Annotated in this window: 9 protein-coding genes; 3 read left to right on the top strand and 6 right to left on the bottom strand. The window is 66.9% G+C overall.

What is annotated here, in order from left to right; genetic code table 11:
- Nucleotides 1-6: 6 nt before the first annotated feature.
- The 5 genes from O3X23_RS29800 to O3X23_RS29780 all read right to left on the bottom strand — a co-directional run bounded on the left by O3X23_RS29800 (nt 7) and on the right by O3X23_RS29780 (nt 5,385).
- Nucleotides 7-1,269, bottom strand: a complete 1,263-nt coding sequence (locus O3X23_RS29800; protein WP_269274930.1) for a lanthionine synthetase C family protein — start codon at nt 1,267-1,269, stop codon at nt 7-9.
- Complete coding sequence (locus O3X23_RS29795) at nt 1,266-4,343, bottom strand: lantibiotic dehydratase (RefSeq protein ID WP_269274928.1); 3,078 nt, start codon at nt 4,341-4,343, stop codon at nt 1,266-1,268. The genes O3X23_RS29800 and O3X23_RS29795 overlap by 4 nt, the downstream gene beginning before the upstream one ends.
- An 88-nt stretch (nt 4,344-4,431) precedes the next feature.
- A complete protein-coding gene (gene fxlA / locus O3X23_RS29790) occupies nt 4,432-4,578 on the bottom strand; it encodes an FxLD family lanthipeptide (RefSeq protein WP_164294782.1) in 147 nt (48 codons plus the stop codon).
- A 457-nt stretch (nt 4,579-5,035) separates the two neighbouring features.
- Nucleotides 5,036-5,191, bottom strand: a complete 156-nt coding sequence (locus O3X23_RS29785) for a hypothetical protein (RefSeq protein WP_269274924.1) — start codon at nt 5,189-5,191, stop codon at nt 5,036-5,038.
- On the bottom strand, nt 5,188-5,385 hold the full coding sequence (locus tag O3X23_RS29780) for a hypothetical protein (protein WP_269274922.1): 198 nt from the start codon (nt 5,383-5,385) through the stop codon (nt 5,188-5,190). The genes O3X23_RS29785 and O3X23_RS29780 overlap by 4 nt, the downstream gene beginning before the upstream one ends.
- 471 nt (nt 5,386-5,856) lie before the next feature.
- Between O3X23_RS29780 and O3X23_RS29775 the strand changes: the two genes are divergently transcribed.
- The 3 genes from O3X23_RS29775 to O3X23_RS29765 all read left to right on the top strand — a co-directional run bounded on the left by O3X23_RS29775 (nt 5,857) and on the right by O3X23_RS29765 (nt 13,175).
- Nucleotides 5,857-7,116, top strand: a complete 1,260-nt coding sequence (locus O3X23_RS29775; protein ID WP_269274920.1) for a helix-turn-helix domain-containing protein — start codon at nt 5,857-5,859, stop codon at nt 7,114-7,116.
- Nucleotides 7,113-7,658 (top strand): GNAT family N-acetyltransferase, encoded by a 546-nt coding sequence (locus O3X23_RS29770; RefSeq protein ID WP_269274918.1) that lies wholly within the window; start codon nt 7,113-7,115, stop codon nt 7,656-7,658. The genes O3X23_RS29775 and O3X23_RS29770 overlap by 4 nt, the downstream gene beginning before the upstream one ends.
- Before the next feature lie 621 nt (nt 7,659-8,279).
- Entirely contained in the window at nt 8,280-13,175 is a 4,896-nt protein-coding gene (locus O3X23_RS29765) for a DEAD/DEAH box helicase (protein ID WP_269274916.1), read from the top strand.
- A gap of 147 nt (nt 13,176-13,322) precedes the next feature.
- On the opposite strand, the gene O3X23_RS29760 is transcribed toward O3X23_RS29765, so the two are convergent.
- Nucleotides 13,323-16,175, bottom strand: a complete 2,853-nt coding sequence (locus tag O3X23_RS29760; protein ID WP_269274914.1) for an RNaseH domain-containing protein — start codon at nt 16,173-16,175, stop codon at nt 13,323-13,325.
- Nucleotides 16,176-16,197 lie beyond the last annotated feature (22 nt).

Below are 16,197 nucleotides of genomic sequence, written 5' to 3'. Positions count from 1 at the left end.
CGGTGTTCAGCCGAGCAGAAGGCACGCGGGCCAGCCGCCGTGCGTGCCGGTTGCGAGGGTGTGCAGCGTCAGGGCGACGCCAGCGCTGCCTTCGATCAGGCCGGGCAGGGCTCCAGGCGGGACGTGGCGGGCATGGGTGAGGAGCGTGTCGAGCAGCTGCGGAATGTGGGCGGCGATGTCGGGGGTGGCCGCGTCTGTGGCGGCGTGCCAGGCCGTCATGAGCAGGCCGGCCCACCCGTGGCACAGGGCGGGGCCGCTGATGCGGGCAAGCTGGACGGGGTCGGCCAGGCAGCGGACGAGAGCATCTTCGGCCGCCTGCTGGCGTACCCGGTCGCCGAGGGCCAGGGCGGCCAGTTGCTGGGCGCGGGCCAGGCCGGGGGTGCCATAGCACCACGAGGGCCGCAGCGGTCCATCCTGATGAGGCTGGCCGGCGTGGAGTTCGGGCAGGCTGATCCGCTCGGGCCACCACGGTCCCGCCGGTGCCTGTTGCCTCCAGTCCTCCAGCCACCGGCAGATCCGTTCGATGGCGGCGGCCTGGCCGTCGACGGTCACCCCCTGCCGCATCGCCAGGGCCAGGATCGCGAGGAGGCCGGAACACCCATGCGCCATACCGAAGTTGGCCTCACCGGCAGCGAAGGCGGGATCGCGGCTGCGGGCGGAGCTGTCGGACGTCCACCAGCCTGGCGCACCTGTCCCCGCTTCGTCGGCCGCCGTCACTGGCTCGGTCAGCCGCACCAGGTAGGCCAGGACTTGGCGCACCAGGTCTCCGCCGGGTTCCCGGTGCAGGAGATGGGCACCGAGCCCGACGAGTCCGCGCGTGAGGTCGAACTCGTACTGCGAAGGGCGCTGCGCGGCGTCGATGCGGGCGTGGGCGGCCGCGATGCGGGTTCGCACCAGCTGGGTGACGCCGTCATTAAGGCGGCCCATGGCGCCCGGGAAGGCGGCGGGGGCCGCGATCTGGAGGGCGAAGGCGAGCGCGGGGGCGCCGAACCACAAGCCGGCGCCTGGCCCGGCGGTCAGATCGTCACGAGTGGCACGGGCCAGCCACGCGTGCACCGGCTTGTCGTCGGCCAAGCCGTGCCGGGCGCGTAGTCCGTGCAGGACGGCGACGCCCGCGGCGCCCTTGGACAGCGACTGGTCGCGCCAGCGGGGACTGCCCGGGCTGTAGTCGTCGCCGTGGTCTGACTGCGGCGGCACGGTCAGGTCAGCGGCGAGGTGGTCGACCATGGCTTCGGCTGCGGCCTGCTGCCCGGTCTCCAGCACGGTCATCGGTTGATCTCCTCCTGATCCGTCCCTTGGCCCGAAGCCCAGGCCAGGGCGATGGCCCGCGCGAGTTTGTGCGTCATCGCCTCGGCGTCGGCGTCGGTGCCGTGGGCACGGATGTGGTGCAGGTGCAGCAGAGAGGTGAGGACCGAGCCGGGCGTCACCCGGGTGGTCGCGGGGGTGAGACACGCTGCATACCGGGCGGCGGCCTGGGCCCGCGCCGCCCAGGCGGCGACGATCTGCTGGCCGCCGCGTAGTTCATCAAGGACCTGGCCGCCGGCGATCAGCAACGTCTGCCGGCGCATGTCGCGATCCTGCATAGGCCCCCCGCCTGCGAGCTGGGAGTGGTCGATGAGCCAGCGCAACCCCGCTGATCGGCTGCCCGTCATCGCGACCGCCAGGTCGGCCAGGCTTGCTGCGGTCAGGGCCTGTGGATGCAAGTCGCCGGGGACGGACAGCGCAGCGAGCTGGGTGCAGATGGCTGCGGAATCGGCGGCGAACAGCGCTTCGGCCGCCGCCATGGCTGCCCCAGTCCCGTACCGCCCGATCTCCGGGTGGTAGGTGTCGAAGGTGATCTCGCCGATGAGGCCGAGCTGCCGCAGGCCGTTCGCCCAGGCCGCCACACGGCCGACCGCGCGGGCGCAGTCCGCATCGTGCAGCCGGATCCGCAGGTGCGGGGCGGGATGGCGGTAGCGGACGAACCACCACTGGGGCGGCGTGACCCACCGGGCCAAGAGGGCTGGCACATGGTCGGTCAGCAGGGTGTCGAAGACCTCCGGGCGCCCATACAGCTTGACGTACACCACGCCCTTTTCCGGGTGGCGCGCTGCCAGCGGCAGCGGTGCCGATCCGGTCAGGAACGCGGGCGCTGGAGCGGGCGGCGCGGTCGCGGCGAGCGGGATGACGATCTCGTGGGCCCGGCCGCCGAACCATCCGTGGTCGGCTGCGGTGGGGGCCTCGGTCAGCGTGACCGGGCCACTGGCCGCGTCCAGGTGTGCGCGGAGCAGGTCGCGGTCCATGGCCTCGTCCAGATTCAGCCGCAACTGCCGGTCGCCGGAGCCGACCACGATGCTGGTGGGAAGGCGCCGCTGTTCACGGATCGCGTCCAGAGCCGTAGCCCATTCCCGCCGTGGCGCCGTGGGGCCGGACAGGTCGGCCGGGTTCAGGCGCCACTGGGCAGGTGCCAGGATGCTGCGGCCGCAGCGCAGACGCGGCAGGAAGGGCAGGCCGGAGGCGACGCCCCAGTCGAAGGACATCACCTGGGGATGAGCGGAGCGCGGGATCTCGAACAGCAGACGCGCCAGGGGCGGCATCGTGTGCCGAGCCCCGGTATGGGGGAGCATCGGCTCCACCACCCGCCGCCGGGATAACGACACCACGTACAGCCGGTGCTGGTCAGCAACAATCGCGAGGTCCCGCACCGTGATGCGACCGGCGACCGGCTCACGGTGCTCGGCCAGGGTGATCATGTCTGCGAGCACAGGCGGAACGCGCAGGATGTTCTCCTGCCGTACCTCCTGGGGCGGAAAGGACAACTGCGCGGCAAGCGCCCCTGCAACCCCGGTCGGCAGCTCCGCATACAGGTCGGATACCTGCTGCCGCTCGGGCTCGTCCAGCAGGGCCAGGAACCGGCCGGTATTCGCGGCCAGCCGCCCGAACCCGCGCAGCCCCAGGGTGAAGTCGCCGCTGTCCAAGGCGGCCGTCGTGGTGGCGCGGACATCAACCCACAGGTCAACGGGTGATACCGGTCGCTGAATTCCCCCGGCGGCCAGTGCCTGAAGGCGATTCTCGTTGAGGACAACCTCACCGGCGCCGTCCAGCGCGGCCTGCTGGGCCACAGTGAGCAGGGCCTCATCGCGTAGTGACAGTTCCCGGTCACCGGGGTGTGCGAAGTGGCGGGGAACGCCGAGCCCGGTCGTGGGATCGACGAGCTGTTCGACCGCCACCAGGGTGCCTGGCCCATATCGGCCGAGGAACCGGCCGTGGTATTCGCGCCACGACGCGTTGCCTGCGGGGGCCGGGCTTAGCCGGATGAGTGCACTGGCCGCTTCGGCTGCTTCTCGCGCCACCGCCGGCGGCAGCACCACCGTGGCCCCGAGCCGCAGATCAGCGATGAGGGGCTGGTCGACGACATCGGAGATCGCACGCATCCGCGCCGAAGTCTCGCGCCTGCCACGCCACTGTGGCCATGGCTCGGAACGGTCGGTTGCCCGTAACAAGGTGTGAATCGCGTGTAGTTCACCGTCCAGCGCTTGCGTCTGGGGAAGGTTGGCCGCGTCCGCCTCGTCCAGCCGGCCCAAGAGGTACGCGAGGGCGTCGGTGGCCGTCGAGGGGGGACGCAGGCTACTGATCAGCACGCCCTGCGTGATCAGTTCGCCCACCAGCACCTCCAGGGCCTGCGCGGAGGCGCCGGGGTACTCGGCAGCGACCTTGGCGACCAGGGCGCCTGCCCGAATAGGGGACGTGGCCAGCTTCCGGATCATCTGCACCACCGGGACGTGCCGCACCGACACCTCGCCGGGCGGGTGGTCGGAGGTGGCGTGCGGGGACCAGGACACGACGAGTCGCTCACCGCGGACGACGGCCAAGTCGTTTATCTGTACCGGCAGTCGGCGCTGCAGTTCCGTACAGGCTTCGAGGCGGGCGATCACGTGGGCGAGCCACACGGCGTCTGCCTGGGCGCGGGTCTGGTGGGCTTCCGTCCACAGCACCGAGGTGCGCGGGCCGAAGCGTGCCGTGCTCACGCCGGCGAAAGCCCCGAAGGGGGTGGCCCGGCCGCGCATCCGCGCCAGGTATCGCGCCAAAGCCAGTGCCATGCGGCGCACCTGCCCGGCCTCGGTCGGCTGCCCGGCGAGCGCAGCGTCGATCTGCCCGGCCAGTACCGGACTGGCGATCGCGACGGCCTCGGCCACTGGCCGGTTCGCCCAGGCCGCAGTCAGCCATCCGACCCACTGCGCGTCGCCGCCGTCCGGGTACAGCCCAGGCCAGGGCATCAGTCCCGCCTGCTCGGTGTGCACGCTCGCCCGCAGCATTGCCGTCCCGGTCTGCCGGTAGTACGGCATCCGCTGCGCTGACTTCACCTCGCGCCTCCCGGGCAGCTGGTTCTTCATTCGGTGACGGGGTGCCTGCGGCGGGGACTCCCGCCGCAGGCACCCCGCGGTGACCAAGTCAGCAGTCGCCGTCCGTCTTGGTGTCGCAGCCGTCGTCGGTGCTGCTCAGCAGCGCCGCTGCCACGGGTCCGGCGGTAACGATCCTGACGTCCAGGTCGAGGTCGACCGCGTCGGCCGCGGGGCGAGTGGTGGTGCTGGTGTTCATGGCAGTCCTCCTGCTCGTAGGTGTGTCGCGCATTTCGGTGCTTGATGACCTGGCCCCGCCGCACGGAGCGTAGTGACGCAACCACGCCCCGGCGGCGGTTCCCGGCCATCCCCGCACGCGGGCGTTGTGCACCGCGTGCGGAGGTCTGGCGGCTCCCTGCGGCCCAGCCGCAGGGAGCGGGTCGTCCTGGGCACAGGCGTTGACCGTCCCGGCGACGGCTGCCGCGACGTCCACGGACATCAAGTGGTTCACCTTGCGGAACGGCAGGTAGCAGTAATGGCAGTCCAGCGGTGGGCAAAGGGTCGTGGGCTGCAGGATGACCGCGCTCGGGACCTCGGCGAGGCGCCGGACAGTGTCTGGCCCGTGCGTGGACGGCATTGTGACCGCCATGACGGCATCTCCATTCATTGCGTGCGCGCAGTGCGGACCAGCAGATCCCGTTCCGTGGAGCGGGTGGCTATGCGGCCGGAGGGTCGAGATCCGATACGGAGCGGGGAACGGCCGGCGGCGGAGCAGCCTCCGGCTGACCGTGGACACTGACGCCGAGAGCGACCAGGCCGAGCACGTTGCCCAGGATGATCAGGAGTCCGGCCACCGCTCCATCGCGGCTCACGGCCGGGCCTGTTCGAGGTCATCGATCTGCGCCAGATGCTCCAGGCCGCCGCCGACGGGCCGCAGCCACACATAGGACGCTTGCGGGTCGACGCAGTTGTACCCGGAGCCGATCTGCGTGATCTCCCCCTCAACGCCGACGGTCCGGTCTCTGACGAAAGCGCCCTTGTGGATCCCGGCCGGGGCATCAGTCATTACGCCTCACCCCCGACCTCGTCGGGTCGGCGCTGCTGTTCCCTACGCAGGAACCGAGTCAGGCCACGCTCGGAGCGAGCCCTCAGCCCGGGGCTCGGTGCGCCGAAAGCCCCCCACCCGGCTTCGGCGAGATACCGGCTTCGGATGAGGTCGCTGGGGGTCCTGCGTGGGAGATCGGGATCGTTGTGGTCGGGCAAGCTCTGCCGTTCGGCGCTGATCATCGGTCTGCCTCCGTAGTAGCAGTGGCCGCCCCGCCCCGTCGGGGGTGGCGAGGCAGGACGGCGGAACGGGAAGCCGCGCCGCCATGGAGTAAGGCAGGCCCGGACTACGCGGCTCCCACCATGCAAACGCAGAGTGATCGGACGCGTACAGGGCAAAGCCAGCGCGCGCGGGCCGCGCCTCACCGGACTACTTGACCGCCCCTTTACCCGCCCTCTGTGATGCAGGACTCGGCAGCTCTACCGTGAAGGCATGAGGAATGCGGCCCTTCAATCCCGCATGCGGGAGCGGAAGTTACGCCAGCGCGAGTTGGCCGAACTGGTCAATGACGCGATCAGTCAGCTCACCGGAAGGGCCGGAGAGGTCTCCGAGCGTGTGGTCCGGCGCTGGCTCACCGGACAAACCCGGTGGCCGCAAGAACGACAAAGGCTCGCGCTGGAGGCAGTATTCGGGTGCCCCGCCCTGGAACTGGGCTTCATCCCGCGAGGGGCATCCGTACCCGTAACGCCGGAGGAACCCGTGCACCGCCGCTCCTTCATCACCGCCACCGCCACCGCCGCCCTGACCGCTGCCGCCCCCGCACTGGCCGTCCCAAGGGTCGGGTCCAGCGACATCGAACGACTGGAGACAAAATTCGCGGAACTCATCGCCAGCGATCATCGGCACGGCGGACGGATCACCATCGAAGCCCACGCACTGGCCCTGGCCGATGAAGCCCTGAATCTCCAGCAGCTCGGAACGGCCAGCCAGCGCATCCGGTGCGGCCTGTACGCCTGTGCGGCGGCCTTCACCTCCAGCGCCATGTGGGCGGCGATCGACGGACGTCGTTTCGACACCGCCCTACGGCACTTCGACCGCGCCTCCAGCCTCGCCGCGATGTCTGGCGACCCGACCATCCAATTCCGCATCTGGTCCCACGCCGGCACCCTCTACCGGCACATAGGCCGACCCGCCGACGCGCTGGCGGCCAACGACGTCGCACGTAACCTGAGCATCGGCCGCCGCGATCCGATGTTCGCCTCGCTGGGACACGCACGCAACGCCGCGATCCACGCCGTCACCGGCAACACCGGCGCGACCCAGCGCGCCTTCGGCCACGCCCAGGACGCCTTCAACCGCGCCGACCCGCACGCCGACCGCCCGCTCTGGCTCAAGGCGTTCTACGACCAGGCGGAGATCGACAGCCTCGCGCTCTCCGCCCACCTCAGCCTCAGCAACTACGAACAGGCCGAAGCCCACGCCCACCGCAGCCTGGCCGTCCTCCGCCCCCACATGCACCGCAGCCGCGCCATCACCACCACCCGACTCGCGCAAGCCCAACTCGGACAAGGCGACCTCGAACCCGCCGTCGCCACCGCCATGTCCGTTCCCGCCGACGCCGCCACCCGCCACGTCCGCGTCGCCGGCATGCTCCACTCCTTCACCACCAAACTCCACGCCACCGCACCCCACAGCACCGCCACCCACGCCTGGGACCAGCACGCCCACGACACCCGGAGGAACCCCGCATGAACACCGCCACCGGCCTCCGGCTCGTCCGCACCACCACTGTGGCGCCCGTCTGGGACACCCTCATCGACATCTACGCCGAAGTACGCGCCGACCTCATCCACCTGCCGCACTACTCCGTCGAGCGCTACAGCGAACGCCTCGACCGCCACGCCGCAGAGCCCGGATGGGAAGCCGTCATCGGCTACGACGGCGAACAACCCATCGGCTACGCCTACGTCAACACACTCCAGGCCGACGACCGCTGGTGGACACGTATGACCACCGCACTGCCCGAGGGCTACACAACGACCCCCACCGTGGCGCTGAAAGAAATCATGCTCAGAGTGCCATGGCGCGGTACGGGAGCGGCCCGGCGCATCCATGACGACCTCCTCGCCGCACGCGCAGAGGAACGGGTAACGCTCCTGGTCAACCCGAAGGCAGGCGACGGGAAGGTCCAGGCGCTGTACGAGACATGGGGATACCAGCCGTACAGCGAACAGCAGCCTTCCCCCGAATCCCCTCGGCTCGTCGCCATGATCCGCGACCTGCACGTAACCTGACCCGACAAGCGCACCGCCCGCTACATGTCGGATAACCCGTGCATCACACTCGACGGCTGGCTCGGTTTGAGCAGCAACCCGAACTTGCAGCTCCTTCCCGCCAAAGTCAGCTTGAAATCAACGGAAATTGGCCGCCACAGCGAGGTCTGCACGACGACGGAGGCACTACCTGCCACGCTGCTGGGCCGGGGGTCCTGCCCCCATACAGCGGGCCGGCAGACGTGGGCGGACTCAATCCGAACCACCGACCACCACGCCTTCGGGGAGCGGGCCCGGCAGCACCCTGCGGCGCTCACCTGCCCACGCCCGCCCGCCCTCGAAGCCTTGGCCAATCTCCTTCCATCCAGTCTCCGTGATCTCGAAAGTGACCGTTCCGCGCCTAGTCCGCCCCCCTGAGCAGGCCGCCCCGGCGAGACGACGAATCGGTCTACCGGGAGCACGCCAGCGTTCCTGGGCGCGCCAGGAGAAGCTGACCGATCCTGGTGCAGCATCACCGGGAACCGTGCGTTCCTCCGGATCATGGCACCTGTCGCAGATAGGCTCTCTCCCAGATTGATGCGCAGGTGAGCGTAGAACTGGGATGCCCGCCGTCACGCGGCGGCGAAGGAAGCAGGGGCTGAAATGACGACGGTGCACGACGTCCTGAAGGTTATCCGCGAGACGTCGAAGGACAACCACGAGCGTGGGTCACGCTTCGAGCGGCTCATGGTCAAATTCCTGCGCACCGATCCACAGTGGAATGAGCAGTTCAGTCAAGTCTGGTTGTGGTCCGACTGGCCGGGCACCGCGGCAAACAAGAAGGACACCGGAATCGACCTGGTGGCGCAAGATCGGGAGACGGGCGGCTTCTGCGCCATCCAATGCAAGTTTTACGAGCCCACGCACACGGTGCAGAAGCCGGACATAGACTCCTTTCTGGCGGCCTCGGGCAAGGGCGGATTCACCCGGCGCATGATCATCTCCACGACGGAGAAGTGGGGTCCTAACGCGGAGGACACCATGGTTGGCCAGCAGCCGCCGGTGACCCGTCTCGGTATGTCCGACATTGCCGCGAGCCCGATGACATGGCATCTGCCGCCGCAGGCCGGGGTGAACTTCGAGGTCGATCTACAACTGCACGAGAAGAAGTCGCCTCTCCCGCACCAGCACGAAGCGATCGACGACGTGTTTGCCGGCTTCGCCGAGAGCGACCGCGGCAAGCTGATCATGGCTTGCGGTACTGGCAAGACCTTTACCAGCCTGAGAATCGCCGAACGGCTGCAGAGCGAGCGTGCCCAGGCGGGCGAGGGCGAACACACCACAGTACTGTTTCTGGTGCCCTCGATCGCTCTGCTCTCACAGTCCCTGCGGGAGTGGTCCTCCGAGACTCGGGTGCCGCTGCGCCCGTTTGCCGTCTGCTCCGACGTGAAGGTCGGAAAGCAGCAGGTCGCGAACGACAACCAGGACATGGCGACACACGACCTGGCGTTGCCAGCCACGACCGACCCGGACAAGCTGATCAAGCAGATCGCCAGTGTGGCGGCGGGGCCAGGTTTGACCGTGGTCTTCTCGACCTACCAGTCGATCGACACCATCGCCGCTGCCCAGAAGAAGGGCTTGCATCGGTTCGACCTGGTTCTGTGTGACGAGGCCCACCGGACAACCGGCGTCACGATCGCAGGCGCCGACGAGTCGGCATTCGTACGCGTCCACGACGACGACTACCTCGGCAGCGATCGTCGGCTATACATGACGGCCACTCCGCGCATCTACACCGAGGACACCCAGCAGCAGGCCAAGGACTCCAGCGCAGCGGTCGCCTCGATGGACAGCGAGGAAGTGTACGGGCCAGAGTTCCACCGCCTGGGCTTCGGCAAGGCCGTCGAAGAGGGCCTGCTTGCCGACTACAAGGTCCTGATCCTCACCGTGGACGAAGGCGTGGTCGCCAAAACCCTTCAACAAGGCTTCGCGGGAGGTAGCTCCGAGCTGAACCTGGACGACGCGGCGAAAATCATCGGCTGTTGGAACGCCATGGCCAAGAGGACAGGTACCTTCGCGGGCGGTGACGGCTTCGGCGAGGACGAGGCCCCTATGAGGCGCGCTGTCGCGTTCTCCCGTTCCATCGCCGACTCCCAGGCCATCGCCGACAACTTCAACGCCATCGTCGATGCCTACGATGAAGGCGACGACGAAGTGCTGCACTGCGAGGTGGAGCACGTCGACGGGACCTTCAACACCCTGCGCCGCAATCAGCGGCTGGACTGGCTCAAGCAGGACCCGGGGCCAGCGAACGCGCGGATCCTGTCCAACGCCCGCTGCCTGTCCGAGGGCGTTGACGTCCCCAGCTTGGACGCCGTGCTCTTCCTGCACCCTCGCAACTCCGTGGTCGACGTCGTCCAATCGGTCGGCCGGGTTATGCGCCGCTCCAAAGACAAGTCTTACGGCTACATCATCCTGCCGGTCGCCGTTCCCGCCGGCATGCCGCCCGCGCAAGCGCTCGCAAACAACGACCGCTTCCGCACCGTCTGGCAGGTTCTCCAGGCGCTGCGTTCCCACGACGAGCGCTTCAACGCCACCGTCAATCAGATCTCTCTGAACCAGCAGGCCCCGCAGAACATCGGCATCGGCCACGTCGCCCCGGGCGATGACGCCATCGGTGACCAGGATGGCTCGACTTCATCGACCGAGGCCCAGAGCGCGCAACAGCAGGAAGCCCAGGGTGCGCAGTACATCCAGGAAGCCCTGCTCAAGCTCGAGGACTGGCGTGAGGCGATCTATGCCCGCATCGTCGACAAGGTTGGGAAGCGCCAGTACTGGGAGCTGTGGGCAAAGGACGTCGCCGCCATCGCCCAGGCGCACGTAACCCGCATCAAGGCCGCACTGCAGCTGAGCGACAAGCAGGCCGCATTCGAGGAGTTCCTCGACGAGCTCCGGGCGACCATAAATCCCGGTGTCACCGAGCCCGACGCCATCGACATGCTCGCGCAGCACATCGTCACCAAGCCTGTCTTCGATGCCCTCTTCAGCAGCTACGCGTTCACCGAGCACAACCCCGTGTCCCAAGCTATGCAAAAAATGCTGAATGTCCTCGACGACCAAGGCTTGGAGACTGAGAATAAAACCCTGGAGGACTTCTACAACTCGGTCCGAGTCCGAGCCCAGGGCATCGATAACCACGCCGGCCGCCAGCAGGTCATCGTCGAGCTGTACGACAAGTTCTTCAAGACCGCTCTACCGAAGACCGCCGACGCACTCGGCATCGTCTACACCCCGGTCGAGGTCGTCGACTTCATCGTCCGCTCCACCGAACAAGCCCTCAACAAGCACTTCGGCCGATCGCTGACCGACGAAGGAGTCCACGTCATCGACCCCTTTGTCGGCACCGGCACCTTCCCGGTCCGGCTCCTCCAGTCCGGCCTGATTAAGCCCGACGACCTACTGCGCAAGTACACCAGCGAACTCCACGCCAACGAGATCGTCCTGCTGGCCTACTACATCGCCGCCGTCAACATCGAGGCCGCCTACCACGAACTGGCCGACGGCGAAGCGGAGTACCAACCGTTCGAAGGCATCGTCCTGACTGACACTTTCCAATTGGCCGAGGGCAGTGCCGCCAAGCTCGACGGTATGGACGTTCTGGAAGGTAACAGCGAACGCGCGAAGAAGCAGAAGGCTCAGCCAATCACGGTCGTCATCGGAAATCCTCCCTACTCGGTGGGCCAGGACAGCGTCAACGACAACAACCAGAACCTCAAGTACGAGGCACTGGATAGCCGCATTGCAGAAACATATGTCGCCAAGTCGGCCGTGGGCAATAAGAATAAACTCTACGACTCCTACATCCGCGCCATCCGCTGGGCGTCGGACCGACTCCAGGACGAAGGCATCGTGGCTTTTGTCTCCAACGGCGGCTATATCGACGGCACCAGCGCAGACGGCCTTCGGAAGTCGCTCACCGAGGAGTTCGACACCATCTACTGCTACAACCTGCGTGGCAACCAACGGACCGCCGGGGAGCAGTCAAAGAAGGAAGGCGGCAAGATCTTCGGGTCGGGAAGCCGCAGCACCGTCGCCATCCTGCTTCTCATCAAAGGCAGCAAGACGGACGCATCTGGCGCAGGATGCACGCTGAACTATTGCGACATTGGTGACTACGTTGATCGCGACAACAAGCTCAAGATCCTTAGCTCCAATAGCCTTGACACCATCGAGTGGCAAGAGATCATCCCGAACCCGGATGGCGACTGGATCAACCAGCGATCAGACGACTACGCGGCCTTTCAGGCCATTGGGAACAAGGACAAGGTTGCGGCGGAGCAGGCAGTGTTCGCCGCCTACTCCGGCGGCCTCAATTCCGCTCGCGATGCTTGGGTTTACAACTTCTCCGCGCAAGGCGTGCGGAACACCATGGAAGCAATGATCGACTTCTACAACGACCAGGTCACGGGATTTCTGGAGCACTGCAAGATCGCGGGTCTCATCGCGCCCACAACTCGGGACGTCGAGCAATGGATCAATACAGACTCGAAGAAGATCAGCTGGAACGTGGCCGACAAAGCCAGAATGATCAAGGGAAAAAAGTACCAATTCGACACGGACTGCGTAGTCACGTCCACATACCGGCCCTTCGCCAAGCAGAGCCTCTACTTCGACCCCGCCCTGATCGAGAGGGTGTATCAGCTGCCCCGGGTGTTTCCTGCTGCGGGACACGAGAACGTGGGTTTGTACATTGTAGGCAGCGGTTCAGCTGTCCCGTTCTCCGTCCTTGCCTTGGACACATTGCCCAATCTGCATGTCACTGGCGCGGGCAGCGGTGGCACCTTCTTCCCTCGTTACATCTATCCTGAGCTCGGCCAGGACGATGATCTGTTCGCGTCTGCCGAGGCGGAGGATGGCGACGGCTGCAAGCGCGTCGACAACATTAACGCCGCCACGCTCTCCGACTATCGCGAGACTTACAACGACGCTGACATCACTGCGGACGAAATTTTCTTCTACACCTACGCCCTGCTTCACTCCCCCGCGTACCGCGAGCAGTTCGCTGCCGACCTCAAGAAATCCCTCCCGCACATCCCCAAGGTGCAGGACTTCCGCAATTTCGCCGCTGCGGGCCGTGCCCTCTCCGAGCTCCACCTCGGCTACGAGCAGGTGGAGCCGTACGCGGGGATCATCGAGCAGGTCTCCGGCGCCACATCGGCAACGCCGCCTAGCGAGCTGTTCCGGGTCGGCAAGAAGATGAAGTTCCCCCGGGTGAAGGGCAAGGTCGACCGCACGGCCATCGTCTACAACCCTCGGGTCACCCTCACCAACATCCCGGAGGAGGCGTATCGCTACCAGCTTGGCGCCCGCTCCGCGGTCGAGTGGATCATCGACCGCTACTGGGTGAAGACGGACAAGGAATCGGGGATCGTCAACGACCCCAACGACTGGTCCGAGGATCCTCGCTACATCATCGACTTGCTCAAGCGCATCGTCACGGTCAGCCTAGAGACGATGAAGATCATCGATGCACTGCCCCCGCTCGAAATCATGGAGTAACCCGAGTGTCTGAGGATCTTGCAGGGTCACGGGCGGTGCGTAGGTGAGGTCCGACGAGGTAGTACTTGGCCGTCGGCACGAGCAGAACGCGGGTCCGTCTGTGGGGGCGGTATCGCGGAAACACGGCGAAGCCGCCCCCTGCAAGCCCTATTGCTCCGACTCCTCGATTCCCTCGGCGGTAGCGTCCTCGATACCGAGTTCCAGGCTCAGCTTCTCCTCAGGCGCGGCCGTGCGTCGGTACTGCGGGTGGTCGAGGTCCATCTGCTTCGCGGCGTGCAGAGGGACAGGGAAACGGGAGCGGCCGTCCCAGAACTGGCTCTGGTGGCAGAGCTTCGCTGTGGTGATGGCGAGGGCTTCTTCGGACACTCCAGCAGCGCAGGCGAGCGGATAGATTTCGCTGGCCGTCATGGAGTACCAGTTCTGCGGCATCTCCCCCTTGCGACGGTCCTCCTTCTTGTCGGAGAAGACGGATGCCTTGGCATCCCAACGCGTGTACTTCGAGCCCAGCCGGCCCGCTCCGTCCCCGTCGAAGGCTCGCGGGACGTTGCAGAGGATCCATGCAGGTGTGCCGAAATCCGTGCTGACCTGGTAGAGCGTGGTCGCCGTGTCCTGCTCCACCGGCTCGCTGTCCTTGGCCTTGACAAAGCGGGTGGTGCTCACGGGCTGCGGCACTTCTTCGCTGTCGATGTTGATGCGGATGACGGCCTGCGGCCTGTCGTCGCGGCTCAGCGTGGTGCCGGGGAGCCAATAACGGCTGTTGCCGTCACCTGGCGAGCCTCCCTGTCGCATGTTCTGCAGTCCGTCCCACATCCGTCGGGAGGCCAGCTCGTCCACGGTGACCACGTACGGAGTGCCGTCGAGTTCGTCGGCGAGGTCGGCGAGGGCGCGTTCGACGGTCTCGGCCGCGTCGTCCCAGCGCTGCCGGTAGGTCTTCTTGTCTCCCGTTCCCTCCGGGTAGGCGCTGGCGTGGAAGGCCGGCTGGGCGAATTGGTACGGCTGCCACTCGGGCCGGGTAGAGCTCCACCCGAGCATGGTCCAGGTGCCACCGGTTGCTTGCGGAGGCACGAGGGCGGACGCGGTGATGACGACCTTGGGCTGGCCAAACTCCCCCTTGCGTCGATTCTGCTGCCGTACGTGGATGCCAACGTGGGCGATGCGGTCGACCGGGTATCCAGCCTTCTCGGGTCGTAGCGCGTCCGCGATGCGGTCATCGACGATGCCGAGCGACCGGTAGAGGTCGAGGAGGGCCATCTCGGCGGGGTGGTCCTTGGCTTTTGGCTTGAAGACGACTCCCTTCTCGTCCTTGCCGCGGAGGTACTGGGTGGGGACGCCGAGGTCTCCGAGGAGGTTCCTGGTCTGAGGCTTAGCATCGAGATCGTCCAAGCTGATGCCCACGTGCTCCTCAGCCACGGCCGAGGTGGGGATCTCAGTCTCGCACCATGCTGCGACCAGCACTCCGTCCTGGGAGCGGACCGGTGCGCCGGTGGCGGCCAGTGCTTCCCTGCGCCTGCCAGAGGGACCGGGCTTGAGGAAGTTGGATGCCTCGTAGAACTCCGCGACGATCTGGTCGCCGTGCAATTGGAGCTCCTGGCCGTTCTTCCGGTCGAGCCCTTCGGGGTTGAGGTCGAAGCTCTTGCAGAAGGTGTCGAGCATCCGCAGCCGGGCATCGTCCTCGTACCAGAGGCAGACGATGCGCAGCTTCTTGAAGCCGGCGGCCTCGACGGAGGCAAAGATGGACTCCGGGGAGGGGAACAGTGTGCCGCGCTTGCGGATCGGTCCCAGTGTCTTCGGCTCCGGGTGTGCCTCGCGCTCGGCCTTACGGCGGAGGTACTCCGCCTTGGAGATGTTCTCGGGGTCCGTCGGCCGGTGCGGCAGGCTCATCCGTACCTCACGTGCCTCCAATGGCACGGCGTCGGTGTCGAAGACCTTGGCGAAGTGCTGGTGCAGGAGCCGCAGGTGCTGCATGCCGGGACCGGTGCCGACGGGGAAGGAGAAATTCTTCGGCAGGATGGGCCAGACCTGACCGGGGTGTCCGCTGGGGAAGCGGGGCGGTTCCATTCCCTCGGCTTTTGCCTTTGCCGCCTCGGCGAGTAGCTTCTGCTCCGCCTGCGACCGCTTATCGATAGCGCGAAGGACGGAGTAGTCCATCTCCAGGCGGCCGAGGGCTTGCAGCGCCAGGCGGTTGATGGTGCGAGCACCGCCGCGGCCGTTGAGGGTGACCTCAAGGAGCGGGTGGTTTTCGCCGGGCTGCTCGGCGAGGGCGGTGTTAGAGAAGACCAGGGAGGAGGAGATCCGGGTTACGCGTGATGTCAGCAGCAGTACGGGGTTGGCGATGTTGGGCAGCGTCTTCAGGTTGAGGGCCGTTCGGGAGAGGGCGTAGCGACCGCCCTGCTCGTTCGTCCAGGGGTCGTCGAAGGCGACCAGGCCGCCGGTGGTGTCGGGCCGCAGCTTGACGGTCCGGCTGTCGGAGATGGCCCAGGGCTCGGTGGCGAGCTGCTGGGAGAGCTGCCAGGCAACTGTGCGGTAGAGCCAGTTGGGGGCCGTGGGCTGAGTGTTCTTCGTGGTCTGGAGGTAGGTGGCTAGCGAGTACGTGTGTTCGGGGGTGTCCGCGAACCGCTTGGCGAGCTCGGGAGGAGCGGTGAGGTCGATGGTGCTGACGTCCTGGCCCAGGGCGAGGTGATAGGCGAGGGTGAACACACGGCGAAGCAGCTTGTCGTCGAGGGGTTGAAGGGAGGCGAGGAACGGGGCGCGGCGGTCGGGTTCGAAGTACACGTAGCCGCCACTGGTCATGTTGAGGACGGTGGTGGCGATGGAGTAGGGGGCCTGGGCCGAGTCGTTCCTGAACTTCTTCTTGCAGAGCCTGTCGAAGTCGTCCCAGAGTTTCCAGGTCGCCTCGTCGAAGTGGCGCACGTGGACTGCGGCGTCGCCGACCAGTTCCGGGGTACAGCGGAAGGCGAGGGTGTTCAGGTACTTGCCGGGTTCACGGTCCTGCTGGGTCACGTGTCCTGTTCCGTCTCTGCTC

The organism is Streptomyces sp. H39-S7 (assembly GCF_027158205.1).
In the GTDB taxonomy this organism is placed as follows: domain Bacteria; phylum Actinomycetota; class Actinomycetes; order Streptomycetales; family Streptomycetaceae; genus Actinacidiphila.
Note: the sequence above shows the minus strand (reverse complement) of the source record. Positions and strands in the feature narration are given on the sequence as shown.